Annotated in this window: 13 protein-coding genes and 1 tRNA gene; 3 read left to right on the top strand and 11 right to left on the bottom strand. The window is 67.0% G+C overall.

Annotation, left to right across the window (positions count from 1 at the left end):
• Positions 1-58 precede the first annotated feature (58 nt).
• Positions 59-1858, bottom strand: coding sequence for a 5'-nucleotidase C-terminal domain-containing protein (locus LRD69_RS06645; protein ID WP_277325622.1), 1800 nt, complete (start codon positions 1856-1858; stop codon positions 59-61).
• A gap of 358 nt (positions 1859-2216) precedes the next feature.
• On the opposite strand from LRD69_RS06645, the gene pyk reads away from it, so the two are divergent.
• Complete coding sequence (gene pyk / locus LRD69_RS06640; RefSeq protein ID WP_277325621.1) at positions 2217-3650, top strand: pyruvate kinase; 1434 nt, start codon at positions 2217-2219, stop codon at positions 3648-3650.
• An 8-nt stretch (positions 3651-3658) separates the two neighbouring features.
• On the opposite strand, the gene LRD69_RS06635 is transcribed toward pyk, so the two are convergent.
• On the bottom strand, positions 3659-4438 hold the full coding sequence (locus tag LRD69_RS06635) for a helix-turn-helix domain-containing protein (protein WP_277325620.1): 780 nt from the start codon (positions 4436-4438) through the stop codon (positions 3659-3661).
• 110 nt (positions 4439-4548) lie between these two features.
• Positions 4549-4621, bottom strand: a tRNA-Leu gene (locus LRD69_RS06630).
• A 100-nt stretch (positions 4622-4721) separates the two neighbouring features.
• Between LRD69_RS06630 and LRD69_RS06625 the strand changes: the two genes are divergently transcribed.
• Positions 4722-5378, top strand: coding sequence for a response regulator (locus LRD69_RS06625; RefSeq protein ID WP_277325619.1), 657 nt, complete (start codon positions 4722-4724; stop codon positions 5376-5378).
• 76 nt (positions 5379-5454) lie between these two features.
• Here the strand turns inward: LRD69_RS06625 and LRD69_RS06620 are convergent, their stop codons facing one another.
• The 8 genes from LRD69_RS06620 to LRD69_RS06585 form a co-directional block, all read right to left on the bottom strand.
• Positions 5455-6171, bottom strand: a complete 717-nt coding sequence (locus LRD69_RS06620; protein WP_277325618.1) for an ABC transporter ATP-binding protein — start codon at positions 6169-6171, stop codon at positions 5455-5457.
• Positions 6168-7061 (bottom strand): ABC transporter ATP-binding protein, encoded by an 894-nt coding sequence (locus LRD69_RS06615; protein WP_277325617.1) that lies wholly within the window; start codon positions 7059-7061, stop codon positions 6168-6170. Before LRD69_RS06615 ends, LRD69_RS06620 begins: the two co-directional genes overlap by 4 nt.
• A gap of 8 nt (positions 7062-7069) precedes the next feature.
• On the bottom strand, positions 7070-8911 hold the full coding sequence (locus tag LRD69_RS06610; protein WP_277325616.1) for a branched-chain amino acid ABC transporter permease: 1842 nt from the start codon (positions 8909-8911) through the stop codon (positions 7070-7072).
• Between the two features lie 5 nt (positions 8912-8916).
• Positions 8917-9849, bottom strand: coding sequence for a branched-chain amino acid ABC transporter permease (locus LRD69_RS06605; protein ID WP_277325615.1), 933 nt, complete (start codon positions 9847-9849; stop codon positions 8917-8919).
• A 106-nt stretch (positions 9850-9955) separates the two neighbouring features.
• The gene (locus LRD69_RS06600; protein ID WP_277325614.1) at positions 9956-11182 is read right to left on the bottom strand and encodes a branched-chain amino acid ABC transporter substrate-binding protein; all 1227 of its coding nucleotides are present in this window, start codon (positions 11180-11182) and stop codon (positions 9956-9958) included.
• Positions 11183-11687: 505 nt separating this feature from the next.
• Positions 11688-12068: a hypothetical protein gene (locus LRD69_RS06595; protein ID WP_277325613.1), complete on the bottom strand. Its 381-nt coding sequence runs from the start codon at positions 12066-12068 to the stop codon at positions 11688-11690.
• Positions 12069-12241: 173 nt separating this feature from the next.
• Positions 12242-12712, bottom strand: coding sequence for a hotdog fold thioesterase (locus tag LRD69_RS06590; protein ID WP_277325612.1), 471 nt, complete (start codon positions 12710-12712; stop codon positions 12242-12244).
• An 81-nt stretch (positions 12713-12793) separates the two neighbouring features.
• Complete coding sequence (locus LRD69_RS06585; protein WP_277325611.1) at positions 12794-15121, bottom strand: FdhF/YdeP family oxidoreductase; 2328 nt, start codon at positions 15119-15121, stop codon at positions 12794-12796.
• 156 nt (positions 15122-15277) lie between these two features.
• Between LRD69_RS06585 and polA the strand changes: the two genes are divergently transcribed.
• On the top strand, positions 15278-17989 hold the full coding sequence (polA, locus tag LRD69_RS06580) for a DNA polymerase I (protein WP_277325610.1): 2712 nt from the start codon (positions 15278-15280) through the stop codon (positions 17987-17989).
• The last annotated feature ends 9 nt before the right edge of the window (positions 17990-17998 follow it).

The raw sequence follows: 17998 nt of genomic DNA, 5'->3' as shown, positions 1-17998 counted from the left end.
CACACACAGAAGCGGCCGCCTCCCACGAAAGGGAGACGGCCGCCCGAAGAACGAACCGCTAGAACACCGGCACACCGTCCCGCGTCAGCCGCCAGTCCACCGAAGCGAACTGCGAACCGTCCACCGAACCCTTCGCCTGGACCCACGCGATGATCGTGTTGCGGATCTCCTCCGAATTCGCCCACAGCTGCTTCGCACCCGGCACATGCGGGAAATTACCGCCACCGCTCGCCCGGTAATTGTTCACCGCCAGCACGAACTGAGCCGCCGGGTCGATCGCCTTGCCCTCGAACGACAGATTCACGATCCGCGAACCGTTCGGCTTCGCGATATCGATGTCGTACGTCAGACCCGACACCGCGTCATAGTTGTAGTCCGGCGTGTTGTCCGCATTCGTCAGCTTCGCCGTATCCACCGGAGCGCCGGCCGCCGTCTGCACGTAATACCTGGCCGAGAACTCCAGATAGTCCTTGATCTGCGCACCCGTCAACAACCGGGCCTCAAGCGTGTTCTCGAACGGATACAGCCCCGCCGCATCCTTGATCGTCACATCGCCGGCCGGGATCTGCGCCGTACGCGAGAAACACGACGCCTGCGACAGCACCGGAAGCGACGCGTACTCACCACCGGCCAGAGCCGCCTTCACCGTCTCCGCCTGAACCACATTGATCAGATCGATGATCGGCTCGTCCTTCCACGCCGCCTCCGCCGTCGTCATCGCCGACGCCGACGTACCGATCACCTGATTGACGTACGCCACGACCTTCTTGTGCTCATCCGCCAGCAGCCCCGTGATCTCCGGGTCCTCGGCCACCGTGTTGGAGTTCAGCACCTGCGAACCGGCCTTCTCCACCACCCAGCAGCCCTTCTCCCACACCAGGTCGAAGTTGAACAGCGTCAGCCGCTGCCCCCACTTCAACGGCTCGGAGAGCACCACCTTCTTGCCCGTCTGCTTGTTCTCCACGAAGTACTCGGGGATCTCCAGATGCGCATGACCCACAAGAATCGCATCGATGCCGGGCACCTGCTCCGCCACCAGACCCGCCGCATTCTCCACATACGGGATCTGATCACCGTACGACGACGTCCCGCTGTTCCCCGAATGCGCCGCCACGATCACGACATCCGCGCCCATCGACCGAAGCCGCGGAACGAACTTCGCCGCCTGCTCCTCCAGCCCCGGGAAGACCATCTTGCCGCTGACATTCGCCTTGTCCCAGATAGCGATCCCCGGGTTCGTCAGACCCAGAATCCCCACCTTCACATCCGGACCGTGCGGCGTACGCATCCGCTTGATCACATACGGAGCGAACGCCGGCTGCAGCGTCTTGGCATCCAGCGCATTCGCACCCAGCAGCGGAAAATCACACTGCTCCTCGAACTTCCGCAGCACAGGAATGCCGTAGTTGAACTCATGGTTGCCCAGAGCCGCCGCGTCATACCCGATCGCGTTCATCGCCTGCGCCATCGGATGCACCGGACCACGCTTCGCCGTGATCGGATCGATCTTCGCGTAGTAGTACGACAGCTGCGTGCCCTGGATCGTGTCACCCGCATCGATCATCAGGGTGTTGTGCCGGCCCTTCTCCGCACGGACCTGGTCCACGAGAGTCGAGATCTTCGCCAGACCCACGTCGTTGTGCGCCTTGTCGTCGAACTCCTTGTCCGTGAAGTAGTCCCAGTTGAAGACATTCCCATGCAGATCGGTCGTCCCCATCACCGTGAACGAGTACCGCTTCGGCGGACGCCCATTCCCACGACCGTGCGCCTCGGCAGGCACAGCCACACCCCCAGCCATCGCCACACCGGCCCCGGCCGCAGCCGATGTGCCCAGGAACGTCCTACGGTTCAGCGGCATCTCTACTCCCACAGATCAGATCTCGCACTGCACAACGCGCGTAGATAATGACCCACCGACAGCACCCGGCAACACCCCTCGCAGGTTTCTATCTGATGACCACACGCGTCGGACCCCGAGGCGGCGCGGACCCACGCCCCCACGCCGCCCCCCACCGACATCCCCGAACCCGACGGCGAAACCATCTACGCCCAGGTCAACGCCCGCTTCACCATCGCACCCCAAAACTCCGAACAGAATGCTCATCGGAGCGCCCCACTGCACAATTCAACACTTGTCAATAACCCTTCACCCAAAGGTTGTTGAGACGACACGCGGACCCGAATCGCTACCCGTAGGTAAGGTCTAGGCTCAAACCATGCGCCGAGCAAAAATCGTCTGCACCCTGGGCCCAGCCACCGACACATACGACCAGATCAAGGCACTCGTCGAAGCCGGCATGGACATCGCCCGCTTCAACCTCAGCCACGGCACCTACGTCGAACACGAACAGCGCTACCGCCACGTACGCAAAGCCTCCGACGAAACCGGCCGCAGCGTCGGGATCCTCGCCGACCTTCAAGGCCCGAAGATCCGCCTCGGCCGCTTCCGCGAAGGCCCCGTACTCCTTGAACGCGGCGACACCTTCACCATCACCACCGAACCCGTCGAAGGCGACCGCAACACCTGCGGCACCACCTACGACGGCCTCAACACCGACGTCAGCCCCGGCGAACGCATCCTCGTCGACGACGGCCGCGTGACCCTCCAAGTCACCGGCATCGACGGCCCCCGCGTCCTCACCACCGTCATCGAAGGAGGCATGGTCTCCGACAACAAAGGCCTCAACCTCCCCGGCGTCGCCGTCTCCGTCCCCGCACTCTCCGGCAAGGACATCGAAGACCTCCGCTGGGCCCTGCGCACCGGCGCCGACATCATCGCCCTCTCCTTCGTACGCAACGGACACGACATCGACGACGTCCACCGCATCATGGACGAAGAGGGCCGCCGCCTCCCCGTCATCGCCAAGGTGGAAAAACCCCAGGCCGTGGAGAACATCGACGGCATCGTCGCCGCCTTCGACGGCATCATGGTCGCCCGCGGCGACCTCGGCGTCGAAATGCCCCTCGAACAAGTCCCGATCGTCCAGAAGCGCGCCATCAAACTCGCCAAGCGCAACGCCAAACCGGTCATCGTCGCCACCCAGATGCTCGACTCGATGATCGACAACTCCCGCCCCACCCGCGCCGAAGCCTCCGACGTCGCCAACGCCGTCATCGACGGCACCGACGCGGTGATGCTCTCCGGCGAGACCAGCGTCGGCAAATACCCCATCGAGACGGTCCGCACGATGTCCCGCATCGTCGAAGCCGCCGAGGAAGACATCCTCGCCAAGGGCCTGCCCCCGCTCACCGACCGCAACAAGCCCCGCACCCAGGGCGGCGCGGTCGCCCGCGCAGCCGCCGAGATGGGCGACTTCCTCGGCGCGAAATTCCTCGTCGCCTTCACCCAGAGCGGCGACACGGTCAAGCGACTCTCCCGCTACCGCTCACCCATCCCGCTCCTGGCCTTCACCCCGGACCCGGCCACCCGCTCCCAGCTGAACCTCACCTGGGGCGTCGAGACCTTCCTCGGCCCGCACGTCGACTCCACGGACGCGATGGTCGCCCAGGTCGACGAGGAACTCCTGCGGATCGGCCGCTGCGAGAAGGGCGACATCGTGGTCATCACGGCCGGATCCCCGCCCGGCGTCGCGGGATCGACGAACCTGGTACGCGTGCACCACATCGGCGAGGACGACAGCCCCAAGTAATCCGGTCGTCAGTGCTTCGGCCCGACGTGAGCGTCCATGAGAGCGACGGACGCCCGTCGGGCGACGGAGATGTTGTATTTTCTGCCCGCGCGTGTGCAGTGCTTCCACTCGACACCCAGCTTGTCGAGGGTGTCGGTGTAGAGCTGCCTGATGTCGTCCGAGACGTTGGTGAACCAGTATCTCGGGTACTCGTAGCGCTTCCGCTCGCCACCCACGATGCGGGTTGTCCAGTTCATGTTGCGACACCCGTCGGAATGGATCAGGCCCCGGACGAAGTCCCAGGGGTGCGCGTCGACGATTTCTTGCTGCCAGGGTTCCAGGACGATGCGCCGTTCGTGCTTCTTGCCCGGGCCGTGCTGCGGAAAGACGCATGTCCAGTGCTTCGTGAAGGACTTGACCTCCACGCAGCCGCTGCGCTGGCGTCGTCCCGTCCGCGGTGCAGGCATCACCCGCCGCATGGCCGCCTCGGCTTCAGTGATCAGTCCCGGCCAGGCGTCGCCGCAGAAGATCGACAGATGATGTTGCTTGGGCTTCGAGGTGATGTGTCCATCACCGAGGTAGAGCCCGAGTAGGTATGCGTACGCCACGCGGTCGAAGTCTCGGCCGGTGCATATCGGGCAGTCGGTGGGTTGCGTGTACTTGGCCCCACGTCGCTTGCGATCCTCGTGCAGCCACCAGCCGACGGTTCCGCGGGGAACGTTGAGGTGCTCAGAAACCGCTCGATTGGTTACGCCACGCCTCAGGAGTGCGAGCGCTTCGTCACGTATCGAAGGATTGTGCTGTGCCATGAGGCGGATCTTCGTCCGAGGCTTGTGAGCCTGCACTCGGATCGAAGATGCGTTCACCGCCAAGGGTGAAGATCGCCAATCGGTGATCCACCTTGGAATCGAAGGAGAAGTGCCCCGAGTCGGATTCGAACCGACGCTGTATGGGTTTTGAATCCATGGCCTCTACCGCTGGGCTACCGGGGCCCCTTCGAAACGAAGGATCTCGAAGACCCTCCGTGCCTCAAACATACCGTAACTAGGTAGGCTCTTGGCAGCAGTACCCCTGTCTTGAACGAGGAGCCCCGTGACCACGCCCGAGTCGCCCCAGCCCGTCGCCGACGACGACAAGTCGCACGTCCCGCCGCTGACGACCCGCGTCGTCATCGCCGAGGACGAGGCGCTCATCCGCCTCGACCTCAAAGAGATGCTCGAAGAAGAGGGCTACGCGGTCGTCGGTGAGGCCGGTGACGGCGAGAGGGCGGTCGAGCTCGCCCGTGAGCACCGGCCCGACCTCGTCATCCTCGACGTGAAGATGCCGATCCTCGACGGGATCTCCGCCGCGGAGAAGATCTCCGAGGAGTCCATCGCTCCCGTTCTGATGCTCACCGCGTTCTCGCAGCGCGACCTCGTGGAGCGGGCCCGGGACGCCGGTGCGATGGCGTATCTCGTGAAGCCGTTCAGCAAGAGTGACGTGGTGCCGGCGATCGAGATGGCGGTGTCGCGGTTCGCGGAGCTGAAGGCGCTGGAGTCCGAGGTCGCGGATCTTGCGCAGCGGCTGGAGACGCGGAAGCTGGTGGATCGGGCGAAGAGCATTCTGCAGACGGATTACGGGTTGTCGGAGCCGGCGGCGTTCCGGTGGATTCAGAAGACGTCGATGGATCGTCGGTTGTCGATGCAGCAGCTTGCCGAGGCGTTGATCGAGGATGCCGAGGAGAAGAAGCGGGCTGCGAACGGCGAGTAGTCGTGTAGGTGTGCAGGGAAGAGGCCCGCATCCCGATTGATTCGGGGTGCGGGCCTCTTCCGTGTGTAGGGGTGGGTCAGTCCTCGCCGAGGTAGGCCTTGCGGACGGACTCGTCGTGGAGGAGGTCCGCGCCGGTGCCGGAGAGGACGATGTTGCCGACCTCCATGACGTGTCCCTGGTCCGCGAGGGAGAGGGCCGCCTGGGCGTTCTGCTCGACGAGCAGGATGGTGGTGCCCGCCGCCTTGAGTTCGACGATGGTCTCCATGATCTTCTGCATCATGATCGGCGAGAGGCCCATGGAGGGCTCGTCGAGCATGAGCAGTTTGGGCCGGGACATGAGTGCGCGTCCCATGGCGAGCATCTGCTGTTCGCCGCCGGAGAGGGTGCCTGCGGCCTGCTTCCTGCGTTCCCCGAGGATGGGGAAGAGGTCGTAGGCGCGCTGGATGTCCTTTTCGATGCCTTCCTTGTCGGAGCGGAGGAATGCTCCGAGTTTGAGGTTTTCGGCGATCGTCAGCCGGGGGAAGATGTGGCGTCCCTCGGGGGAGTGGGCGAGGCCCAGGGCGACGATTTTGTGGGCGGGTATGCCGCTGAGTGGTTTGCCGTCGAAGAGGATGCGGCCGGAGCTGGGCTGGAGGAGGCCCGAGAGGGTGCGCAGGGTGGTGGTCTTGCCGGCGCCGTTGGTGCCGATGAGGGTGACGACCTGGCCGGCTTCGACGGTGAAGGAGATGCCTTTGACGGCTTCGATCTTGCCGTAGGCGACCTTGAGGTCTTCGACCTCGAGCAGTGCGGTCACTGGGCTTTTCCTTCCGTGCTGGTGTTGCTCTGTGCTCCGGAGGCTTCGGCGGCCTCGACTTCGGCGACTTCTTCGGCGCCGGGGGCGCCTTCGAAGGGGGTGCCGAGGTAGGCGGCGATGACGCGGTCGTCGCTCTGGACGACTTCCGAGGTTCCTTCGACGAGCTTCTCGCCTTGGACGAGGCAGGCGACGCGGTCGCACAGGTTGAAGATGAAGCGCATGTCGTGCTCGATGACGAGGACGGCGATGCCTTGGTCCCGGATGGCGAAGATGAGTTCTTCGGTGACGCGGGTTTCTTGGGGGTTCATGCCGGCGGTGGGCTCGTCGAGGAGGAGGAGTCCGGGGTCGCTGGCGAGGGCGCGGGCGATTTCCAGCTTGCGCTGGTCTCCGTAGGGGAGGTTGCGCGCGAGGTGGTCCGCCTTGTCCTGGAGGCCGATGAACTCGAGGAGTTCCATGGCGCGGGCATTGGATGCGGCTTCGGCTTTCTTGAAGCCGGGGCCGCGCAGGAGGGCCGACCAGAGGCCTTCCTTGGTGCGGGTGTGGCGGCCGACGAGGACGTTTTCCAGGACGGTCATGTTGGCGAAGAGCCGGATGTTCTGGAAGGTGCGTGCGACGCCGGCTTTGGTGACCAGGTGTGGTTTGGGCGGGAGTACGGAGCCCTTGTAGCTGACGGTGCCTTCGGTGGGGATGTACAGCCCGGTGAGGCAGTTGAAGAAGGTGGTCTTGCCGGCGCCGTTGGGGCCGATGAGGCCGACGATTTCGCCTGAGTTGACGGTGAAGTCGACGTTGCGTACGGCGGTGAGTCCGCCGAATCGCATGGTGACTCCGGTGGCCTCAAGGACGGGGGTGCCGGTCTTGGGGGCGCTTTCGGTGGTGGTGTCAGTGGTCATTTCGGGTGTCACGCCCCCGCCTTGGCGATGCCGGCGCCGGTTTCTTCGGACTGCCGTGGTTCTGGTACGTCGATGGGGTCGTTCTCGTGGTATTCGAGTTGCTGTCGCTTGTTGGCGACGACTCCTTCGGGGCGGAAGCGCATCAGGAGGATGAGTGCGAGGCCGAAGAAGAGCAGCTGGTAGTCGTTGAGGAACTGCAGCTTGGTCGGGATGACGTACAGCAGTGTGGCGCCGAGCAGGGGTCCGGTGATGGTTCCCATGCCGCCGAGGATGACGGCGGCGAGGAGGAACGCGGAGCTGGGCGGTACGGGTCCGGCGAAGACGTACATCTCGGGGACGACGGTGTGCTGTACGTGGGCTTGTACGGTGCCGGCGAGGCCGGCGAGGGTGGCGCCGAGTGCGAAGGCGATGAGTTTGACGCGGAAGCCGTTGATGCCCATGGCGGTGGCGGCTGTTTCGTCTTCGCGGATGGCGACCCAGGCGCGGCCGATGCGGGAGTTGCCTGCGCGGGCGAAGATCGTGACGACGAGTGCCGTGCAGAGCAGCATCAGCCAGAAGTAGTTGGCGTAGGAGCCGAGGGTGAAGCCGCCGATGGTGTGTTCTGCCCCGAAGTCGTATCCGAAGAATTTGAGGTCGGGGATGTTGGGGACGCCGTTGGGGCCGTTGGTGACGCTGGGGCCGGAGGTGCCGTCGAGGTTGCCCATGGTGATTCGGAAGATTTCTCCGAAGCCGAGGGTGACGATGGCGAGGTAGTCGCCGCGCAGCCGCAGGGTGGGGGCGCCGATGAGCACGCCGAAGATCAGTGATGCGGCGGCGCCGGTGAGGGCGGCGGCCCAGAACGGGAGGTGGACGCCGAAGGTTGAGGCGGTCGATCCGGAGACGAGGGCGGCGGTGTAGGCGCCTACACCGAGGAAGGCGACGTATCCGAGGTCGAGCAGTCCGGCGAGGCCGACGACGACGTTGAGGCCGAGGGCGACGGTCGCGAAGATCAGGATGCTGACGGCGAGGAGGGTGAACTCGTCGGTGTTCTGGGTGAACGGGAAGGCCGCGGCTGCCGCGAAGGCGGCGATGACGGTGACCTTGCGGTGTTCGGTGGTGAGTGCCTTGAGGCGGGCGCTCAGTCCGGAGCGGGAGAGCGTGGCGACGCCGAAGGCGGCGAGGATCAGGAAGCCGACGAAGAGTTCGCTGTCGGCCTGGAGTCCGTAGGAGGCGACGGACAGACCGATGGCGAACGCGGCGGCGATGACGAGGATTTGGGCCCAGGAGGGGAGCGCCTTGGGCCGGCGCAGCGGGCGGTCGATCTTGCCGAGGCGGAGCCACTGGTAGATGAGGAATGCCAGCAGAAGGCCGAGGCCTGCTGCACCGAGAGCGACCAACACCCACCATTTGGGGCGGCGCAGGTTCGCTTTGGTCCGTCGGTCGACGGGCAGCCCGAGTGCGGCGAGCGCCATGATGAGGGAGGCTGCTGCGGCGACGAATCCGCCGGGTTCCAGGTTGGCGATGCCGCCGAGTTCCACGGCGATGGCGATGACGGTGTACCAGGTGGCGGCGAAGGTGCCGAGTGCGATGAGCAGCAGGGCGTTGTTGCCGCGTGCGGGGTTGAGCCAGCCGAGGCCGCGTACGCCGTGGCCTGCGAGGGCGAAGAGCAGGGTGAGGGCGGCGCCGACGAGGGTGATGACCTGGAGGCCGCCGGGGTAGCCGGTGACGGTGAGGTCGCCGGGGAATTCGTCGGTCCAGGTCCAGGCGAGGAAGGTGCTCGCGAGGGTGGCGATGGCTCCGACGGTGGTGGCGAGTCGTGCGCCGGTCTCGGGGAGCGGGATGACGGGGGTGGTCTCGTGAGTGTTTGTCATGGGTATCACGCCCTGTCCGCGACACGTTCGCCGAGCAGGCCTTGTGGCCTGACCAGGAGGACGACGATGAGCAGGACGAACGCCCAGACGTTGGCCCAGGCTCCGCCGCCGAGCTTGTCCATCCCGGGGATGTCCTGGATGTACTGGATGGAGAGGGCTTCGGCGAGGCCGAGTACGACGCCGCCGAGCATGGCGCCGTAGATGTTGCCGATGCCGCCGAGGACGGCTGCGGTGAAGGCCTTGAGGCCGGCGATGAAGCCCATCTCGTAGTTGATCTGGCCGTACTTGAGGCCGGAGGAGACCGCTGCGACCGCGGCGAAGGCGGCGCCGATGGCGAAGGCCATCACGATGATGCGGTTGATGTTGATGCCCATGAGCTGGGCGGTGTCGGGGTCCTGCGCGGTGGCCTGCATGGCGCGGCCGGAGCGGCTCTTGGCGACGAAGACGCCGAGGGTCAGCATGCACAGGGGTGCGGCGACGAGGAGGAAGAGGTCTGCGCGCTGGATCTGCAGGTTCTCGGTGATCTTGAAGGCGTCGCCGGTGAATTCGGGGAAGCTGCGGGCCTTCTTGGCGTCGGGGTAGAAGCCCCAGACGATCTGCTGCAGTGCGATGGAGAGACCGATTGCGGTGATCAGCGGGGCCAGGCGGGGCGCGGTGCGCAGTGGCCGGTAGGCGAATCTCTCGGCGGCGGTGGCGATGGCCACCGAGGCTATGACGCCGCCGATGAGCATGAGCGGGATGGCCATCCACAGGGCTGTTCCGGTGGGGAGCCAGAGGTAGATGGTGAGGGCGCCGAAGCCCCCGATCATGAAGATCTCGCCGTGGGCGAAGTTGATGAGCTGGACGATCCCGTAAACCATGGTGTAGCCGATGGCGATGAGGCCATACAGGGCACCGAGGGTCAGGCCGTTGGCCAGCGTTTGCGGCAGTTCGTGCACCGCAGGCCTCCGATGAGCGTGTCGGATATGACACCGCGCGAGGGCGCTGTTGCGCCCTCGCGCGGTCTGGTTCAGGTGGTGCGGGTCGTGCGGGGTGTTGCGGTGGTCAGTCCTTGAAGGTCTCGCTCTTCACGGACTCCCACTTGCCGCCCTTGACCTCGTACACGGTGAGCTGCTTGTTGGTGGTGTCGCCGTACTCGTCGAAGGCGACCTTGCCGGTCACGCCGTCGAAGGAGACCTTGGACATGGCCGCGGTGATCTTGGCGCGGGCGTCGTCGGGCAGCTTGCCGTCGTTCTCGGCGACGACGGCCTTGACGGCCTGGATGATGGACCAGGCGGCGTCGTAGGAGTAGCCGCCGTAGGCCGCGTAGGGGTCCTTGTAGCCGCCTGCGGAGTAGTCGGCGATGAACTTCTTGGCGGTGTCGAGCTGCTCGACCGGGTAGCCGACCGAGGTGGCGAGGTCACCGTCGTTGGCGACGCCGGACGCCGAGATGAAGGCGGGGTCGTAGATGCCGTCGCCGCCCATGGCGGGGATCTTCGCTCCGGCCTTCTTGATCTGGTCGGAGAGGAGGCCGCCCTCGGGGTACTGGCCGCCGAAGTAGACGGAGTCGGCGCCGGAGTTCTTGACCTTGTCGGCGGTGCTGGAGAAGTCGGTCTCCTTCACCGTGACGTGGTCGGTGCCGACGACCTTGCCGCCCAGGCGCTCGAACTCCTTGGAGAAGATGGCCGCGAGGCCGGCGCCGTAGGTCTGCTTGTCGTCGACGACGTAGACCTTCCGCTTCTTCGCGTCGTTGTAGTAGTACTGCGCGGCGAAGCGGCCCTGGATGACGTCCGTGGTGGCCGTACGGAAGTAGGTGTCGAAGGGGCGCTTGAGGTCGCCGGTGCCCCAGTTGTCGCCCTGGCTGAGCGCCGGGTTGGTGTTGGCCGGCGAGACCTGGGTGAGGTGGGCCTTGGCGAAGTCGCTCTGCATCGACTGCGATACGCCGGAGTTCAGCGGGCCGACGACGCCGAGGACGTCCTTGTTGGCGACGAGCGACACGGCGTTCTGGTGGCCGGTGGCCGGTACGGCCTGGTCGTCCATTTCCTGGATCTTGAAGGTGACGCCGGGGACTTCTTTGTTCTTGTTCGCCGTCTTGGCGGCGAGGTCCACGGAGTTCTTGATGCCCTGGCCGAGGGCGGAGAGCGAGCCCGTGAGCGGGGCGTCCACGCCGATGATCACGGTGGTGGTCTTGCTGTCGCTGCTCTTGTTGTCGTCGCGCGAACCGCAGGCGGTCAAGGTAAGAGCACCGGTGGTCATCACAGCGGTGAGAATGAGCAAGGAACGGTGTCGCACGGTGAATCCTTTCCCAGGCGCGGCCCCCTCTGCTGAGGTGCCGTTGCACTCGCCGGGCCGTGCTGGTGCGTGGAAGCGCCGCGATCTCAGTCGCGCCCGGCGGCGCGGTGACTGGCCGTGACTCTAAGCGGAGGTGGAGGGGTACGGGACCAGGGAACGGAAGGATGTGACTGTCTTGTTATGCCATGGGTGAGTCCGAGGGGGTGATGTGCGGCTTTTCGTAGGGGCGCCGATGACCACATGCTGAGAACGCGCAGTTCGGTTAAGGGGCTTGGGGCGATCATGGTGCTGTCACGGAGTGGTGCGCCGGGCGGGTCGGGCCGGGGTCTTCCGCACGCATGGGTTGGGTTGCGCCACCTTGATTCCCTATTGCGCCCTTGTTACGGAGTGTTACGTGCGGGAACGGGGGTCCGGCTTCGGGTGGTGCGGGGGGTGAGTGGTCGGGTCCGCGTCAAGAGGTGGGATGCGGAGGTTGTGGGATTTGGTGGCGGAGGTCCGGTGTGGCTCAGGTCGGCGGGCGCCAGTTCTCGGAGCTTCCGGTGGCGCCGTGCTGGGCGGTGCACCGCTCGCGCGTCTGACGTTCGATCAGTTTCTGTGCGGCGGCTGTGCCGTGGCGTTTTTGCTCGATTCGGGCGGCTCTGACCACGTTCTCGTGGAGGGCGTACTGCTCGTTGGAGAGACCCTTTTGTTCCCAGTCGATGCCGGACTGTGAACTGCCCTTGAGGGTTTCGAGAGCCCAGTATGTGACCAGGCGGGTGCAGATGTCGGCGGGGGTGCGAGGCTGTGCGGCCGGGTCGCGAGGGGGGTCGGAGCAGCCGGAGAGGGCCGCTGCGGTGAGGAGCGCGGCGAGGGTGAGCGCGGCCGGACGGTGCGACGCGTGGCGCATGCAGGCAATTTAGGTCGTCACGGGCAGTCACGCAACGGGTCGCGCACGGCTGGTGGGCCCATGTGCAGGGAGGGCCTGGACGCGCCACTGCCCGGCCGGTGCGCGGGGTGCGTGCCGGCCGGGCAGTGGGGTGGTGGTGCGGTGGTGCCGGTGCCGTCGGGTTGCGTGGTGGGTCAGGCGGCGGCCGGCTTGGGGGCGTCGCGGAGCAGGCAGGTGAGGCGGGCGGTGCAGACCCGCTTGTCCTGTTCGTCGGTGATGACGATCTCGTACGTGGCGGTGGAGCGGCCGCGGTGTACGGGGGTGGCGACGCCGGTGACGAGTCCGTTCCGTACCCCTCGGTGATGGGTGCAGTTCAGGTCGACGCCGACGGCGAGCTTGGTGGCGCCGCCGTGGAGCATGCTGCCGACGGAGCCGAGGGTCTCGGCGAGGACGGCGGATGCGCCGCCGTGCAGCAGGCCGTAGGGCTGGGTGTTGCCTTCGACGGGCATGGTGCCGACGACGCGGTCCGCGGAGGCTTCGACGATCTGGACGCCCATGCGTTCGCCGAGGTGGCCTGCGGAGAAGAGGGCGGGCAGGTCGACGCCGAGGGCGGCGTACTCGTCGATGATCTCCTGGGGGAACTTGGGTGCGGTGTGCTCGCCCATGGGGTCCGGCTCCGATCGTCTGCGGTGGTTCATGGCTCTACTGCTGTGTGCACTGTTCTTATCAGACGACTGAGCGAACGCTTAGCGGAGCGTGGGTGCCGATTCTTCCTGGATGTCCTGTTCCGGGATGTTCCGGCTCTGGATGTTCTCGAAGCGGATGACGACGGACTTGCTGGCGGGGGTGTTGCTGGTGTCGGCGGTGGAGTCGAGGGGGACCAGCACATTGGTCTCGGGGTAGTAGGCGGCGGCGCAGCCCCTGGCGGTGGGGTAGTGGACGACGCGGAAGCCGGGGGCGCGGCGTTCGGTGCCGTCCTTCCATTCGCTGACGAGGTCGCTGTAGGCGCCGTCGGTGAGGCCGAGGGCGCGGGCGTCGTCGGGGTTGACCATGACGATGCGGCGGCCGCCCTTGATGCCGCGGTAGCGGTCGTCGAGGCCGTAGATCGTGGTGTTGTACTGGTCGTGGGAGCGCAGGGTCTGCAGCAGCAGCCGGCCTTCGGGGAGTTCGGGGTATTCGACGGGTGCCGCGGTGAAGTTGGCCTTGCCGGTGGCGGTGGGGAAGCGGCGGGAGTCGCGGGGGGCGTGCGGGAGGGTGAAGCCGTCCGGGTGGGCGACGCGGGCGTTGAAGTTCTCGAAGCCGGGCACGACGCGGGAGATGCGGTCGCGGATCGTGGCGTAGTCCTTCTCGAACTCTTCCCATTCGGTGGTGGATCCGGGGCCGAGGACGGCGCGGGCGAGGCGGGCGACGATGGCGGGTTCGGAGAGCAGGTGGGGGCTTGCGGGGGTGAGGTTGCCGCGGGAGGCGTGCACCTTGCTCATGGAGTCCTCGACGGTGACGAACTGCTTGCCGCCGGCCTGGATGTCCTTGTCGGTGCGGCCGAGGGTGGGCAGGATCAGCGCGCGGCGGCCGGTGACGGCGTGCGACCGGTTGAGTTTGGTCGACACGTGGACGGTGAGGCGGGCGCGGCGCATGGCTGCTTCGGTGACGGCTGTGTCGGGGGTGGCGGCGACGAAGTTGCCGCCCATGGCGAAGAAGACCTTGGCGTCGCCGTCGCGCAGGGCCTGGATGGAGCGGACGACGTCGTAGCCGTGGTGGCGCGGTGAGGTGATGTGGAATTCCCTGTCGAGGGCGTCGAGGAATTCGGGTGCGGGCCGCTCGAAGATGCCCATGGTTCGGTCGCCCTGGACGTTGGAGTGGCCGCGGACGGGGCAGACTCCGGCGCCGGGGCGGCCGATGTTGCCGCGCAGCAGAAGGAAGTTGACGACTTCGCGGATGGTGGCGACGGAGTGCTTGTGCTGGGTGAGGCCCATGGCCCAGCACACGATGGTGCGCTTCGAGGCGAGGACCATGGCGAGGGCCTGCTCGATGGCGCTGCGGTCGAGGCCGGTGGCGGTGAGGGTCTCGTCCCAGTCCGCGGCGCGGGCGGCGGCCGCGAACTCCTCGTACCCGTGGGTGTGTTCGGTGACGAATGCGCCGTCGACAGCGCCTTCGGTCTCCAGGATCATCTTGTTGAGGAGCCGGAAGAGGGCCTGGTCGCCGCCGATGCGGATCTGCAGGAACAGGTCGTTGAGGGCGGTGCCCTTGATCATGCCCTGGGGGGTCTGGGGGTTCTTGAACCGTTCCAGTCCGGCCTCGGGCAGCGGGTTCACCGAGATGATCTTGGCGCCTGCGGACTTGGCCTTCTCCAGGGCGGAGAGCATCCGGGGGTGGTTGGTGCCGGGGTTCTGGCCGGCGACGATGATCAGGTCGGCGTGGTGGAGGTCCTCGAGGGAGACGCTGCCCTTGCCGACGCCGATGGTCTCCGTGAGCGCGGAGCCGGAGGACTCGTGGCACATGTTGGAGCAGTCCGGCAGGTTGTTGGTGCCGAATTCGCGGGCGAAGAGCTGGAGCAGGAACGCGGCCTCGTTGCTGGTGCGGCCGGAGGTGTAGAAGAGCGCTTCGTCGGGGGAGCCGAGGGCGCGCAGTTCCCCGGCGATGATCTCGAAGGCGTGTTCCCAGGTCACCGCTTCGTACCGGTCGGCGCCCTCGGGCAGGTACATCGGCTGGGTGATGCGGCCCTGCTGGCCGAGCCAGTACCCGCTGCGGGTGGCGAGATCGGCGACGGGGTGCGCGGCGAAGAAGTCGGGGGTGACGCGGCGCAGGGTGGCTTCTTCGGCGACGGCCTTCGCGCCGTTCTCGCAGAATTCGGCGGTGTGCCGTTTGTCGCCCTCGGGCCAGGCGCAGCCGGGGCAGTCGAAGCCGTCCTTCTGGTTGACCTTGAGGAGGGTCTGGGCGGTGCGGCGCACGCCCATCTGCTGCTGGGCCATGCGCAGGCTGTGGGCAACGGCGGGAATCCCGGCGGCGGCGTGCTGGGCAGGTGCGACCTGCGGTGCGTCCTGGACCGGGTCACCGGTGGGCGGCTTGGTGGCCATTTTGCTCCCCTTTGAGCCAGCTGCGAACCTGCACGGTGTCGCTGCGTGTGTGCGTGTCCTTGGTTCCTGTCCCAAATCGTGTCACGCGGCGTGGGGCAGGTGGTCGGCGACCGTGTGCGGTCCGGATTGTCAGTGGTCCGTGGCAGGATCGGGGGCGTGGCTGAGACGGCATCGAAGAAGACGGCAGACAACCGACCGCGCCTGCTCCTGATGGACGGGCACTCCCTGGCGTACCGGGCGTTCTTTGCGCTGCCTGCGGAGAATTTCACGACGGGGGCGGGGCAGCCGACGAATGCGGTGTACGGCTTCGCGTCGATGCTGGCGAACACGCTGCGCGACGAGGCGCCCACGCATTTCGCGGTGGCCTTCGACGTCTCGCGCAAGACGTGGCGGTCGCAGGAGTTCCCGGAGTACAAGGCGACCCGTTCGAAGACGCCGGACGAGTTCAAGGGACAGGTCGAGCTCATCGGCGAGCTGCTGGACGCCATGCACGCCGATCGTTTCGCGGTCGACGGCTTCGAGGCGGACGATGTGATCGCCACGCTGGCGACGCAGGCCGAGGCGGCCGGCTTCGAGGTGCTGATCGTCACCGGTGACCGGGATTCGTTCCAGCTGATCACGGACAACGTCACGGTGCTGTACCCGACGAAGGGCGTCTCGGAGCTGACGCGCTTCACCCCGGAGAAGGTCGAGGAGAAGTACGGGCTGACCCCGCAGCAGTACCCGGACTTCGCGGCGCTGCGCGGGGACCCGTCGGACAATCTGCCGGGGATCCCGGGCGTCGGGGAGAAGACGGCGGCGAAGTGGATCAACCAGTTCGGTTCGTTCGACGACCTGGTCGCGCGCGCCGAGGAGGTCAAGGGGAAGGCCGGGCAGAATTTCCGGGACCATCTGGAGTCGGTGAAGCTGAACCGCCGGCTGACCGAGATGGTCCGCGACGTGGAGCTGCCGAAGACCCCGCAGGACCTGGAGCGTGCGCCGTACGACCGCTCGGCGGTCACGGGTGTGCTCGATGTTCTGGAGATCCGTAACCCGAGCCTGCGCGAGCGGCTGCTCGCCGTCGACCCGGGGGCCGAGGAGGCCGAGGCCCCGGCGCCGGCCGCGGGCGTCGAGCTGGACGGTGCGGTGCTGGGTGCGGGCGAGCTCGCGCCGTGGCTGGCCGAGCACGGCGGGCAGCCGCTCGGTGTCGCCACGGTCGACACCTGGGCGCTGGGCACCGGCAGCGTCACGGAGGTCGCACTGGCCGCCGGCGGCGGGGCGGCGGCGTGGTTCGACCCGGCGCGGCTCGACGCGTCGGACGAGCAGGCGTTCGCCGCGTGGATCGCGGACGCCGGGCGGCCGAAGGTCATGCACAACGCGAAGAGTGCGATGCGGGTCTTCCCCGAGCACGGCTGGCAGGTCGGCGGCGTCGCGATGGACACGGCGCTGGCCGCGTATCTCGTCAAGCCCGGCCGCCGTTCCTTCGCGCTGGACGCGCTGTCGGTGGAGTACCTGGGCCGCGAGCTGGCCCCGGCGGCTGCGTCGGACGGACAGCTGGCGTTCGGTGCGGACGACCAGGCGGAGGCCGAGGCGCTGATGGCGCAGGCCCGCGCGATCCTCGACCTCGGGGAGGCGTTCACCACCCGGCTGGAAGAGGTCGGTGCGGCCGGACTGCTCCACGACATGGAGCTGCCGACGTCCGCGCTGCTGGCCCGCCTGGAGCGGCACGGCATCGCCGCCGACCGGGAGCATCTCGAGTCCATGGAGCAGCAGTTCGCCGGTGCCGTGCAGCAGGCGGTGAAGGAGGCGCACGGGGCGGTGGGCCGCGAGTTCAACCTGGGCTCGCCCAAGCAGCTCCAGGAGGTCCTCTTCGGCGAGCTGGGTCTGCCCAGGACGAAGAAGACGAAGACCGGTTACACGACGGACGCGGACGCGCTGGCGTGGCTGGCCGTGCAGACGGAGCACGAGCTGCCGCTCATCATGCTGCGCCACCGCGAGCAGGCGAAGCTGCGGGTGACGGTCGAGGGCCTCGTCAAGACGATCGCGGCCGACGGCCGCATCCACACGACGTTCAACCAGACGGTGGCGGCGACCGGCCGGCTCTCGTCGACCGACCCCAACCTGCAGAACATTCCGGTCCGCACGGACGAGGGCCGGGCGATCCGGCGTGGCTTCGTCGTCGGCGGCGGATTCGAGACGCTGATGACGGCGGACTACAGCCAGATCGAACTGCGGGTGATGGCCCACCTGTCGGAGGACGCGGGCCTGATCGAGGCGTTCACCTCCGGTGAGGACCTGCACACCACGGTCGCCTCGCAGGTCTTCGGCGTCGACAAGTCCGCTGTGGACCCGGAGATGCGCCGCAAGATCAAGGCCATGAGCTACGGGCTCGCGTACGGGCTCTCCGCGTTCGGTCTCTCGCAGCAGCTGAACATCGAGGCGGGCGAGGCGCGCGGACTGATGGACACGTACTTCGAGCGGTTCGGCGGGGTCCGTGACTATCTGCACCGGGTGGTGGAGGAGGCCCGGGCCACCGGCTACACGGAGACGGTCTTCGGCCGCCGCCGCTACCTCCCGGACCTGAACAGCGACAACCGCCAGCGCCGCGAGACCGCTGAGCGGATGGCGCTGAACGCACCGATCCAGGGCACGGCCGCGGACATCGTCAAGGTCGCCATGCTCCACGTCGACCGGGCGCTCATCGAGGCGCAGTTGACGTCGCGGATGCTGCTCCAGGTCCACGACGAAATCGTGCTGGAGATCGCCCAGGGCGAGCGCGAGCAGGTGGAGGAGATCGTCCGCCACGAGATGTCGACGGCGGTGCAGCTGCGCGCCCCGCTCGATGTGTCGGTCGGTGTCGGTGCGGACTGGGAGTCCGCCGCGCACTGACGCGAGCGG

The organism is Streptomyces sp. JH14 (genome assembly GCF_029428675.1).
Classification (GTDB): domain Bacteria; phylum Actinomycetota; class Actinomycetes; order Streptomycetales; family Streptomycetaceae; genus Streptomyces.
Note: the sequence above shows the minus strand (reverse complement) of the source record. Positions and strands in the feature narration are given on the sequence as shown.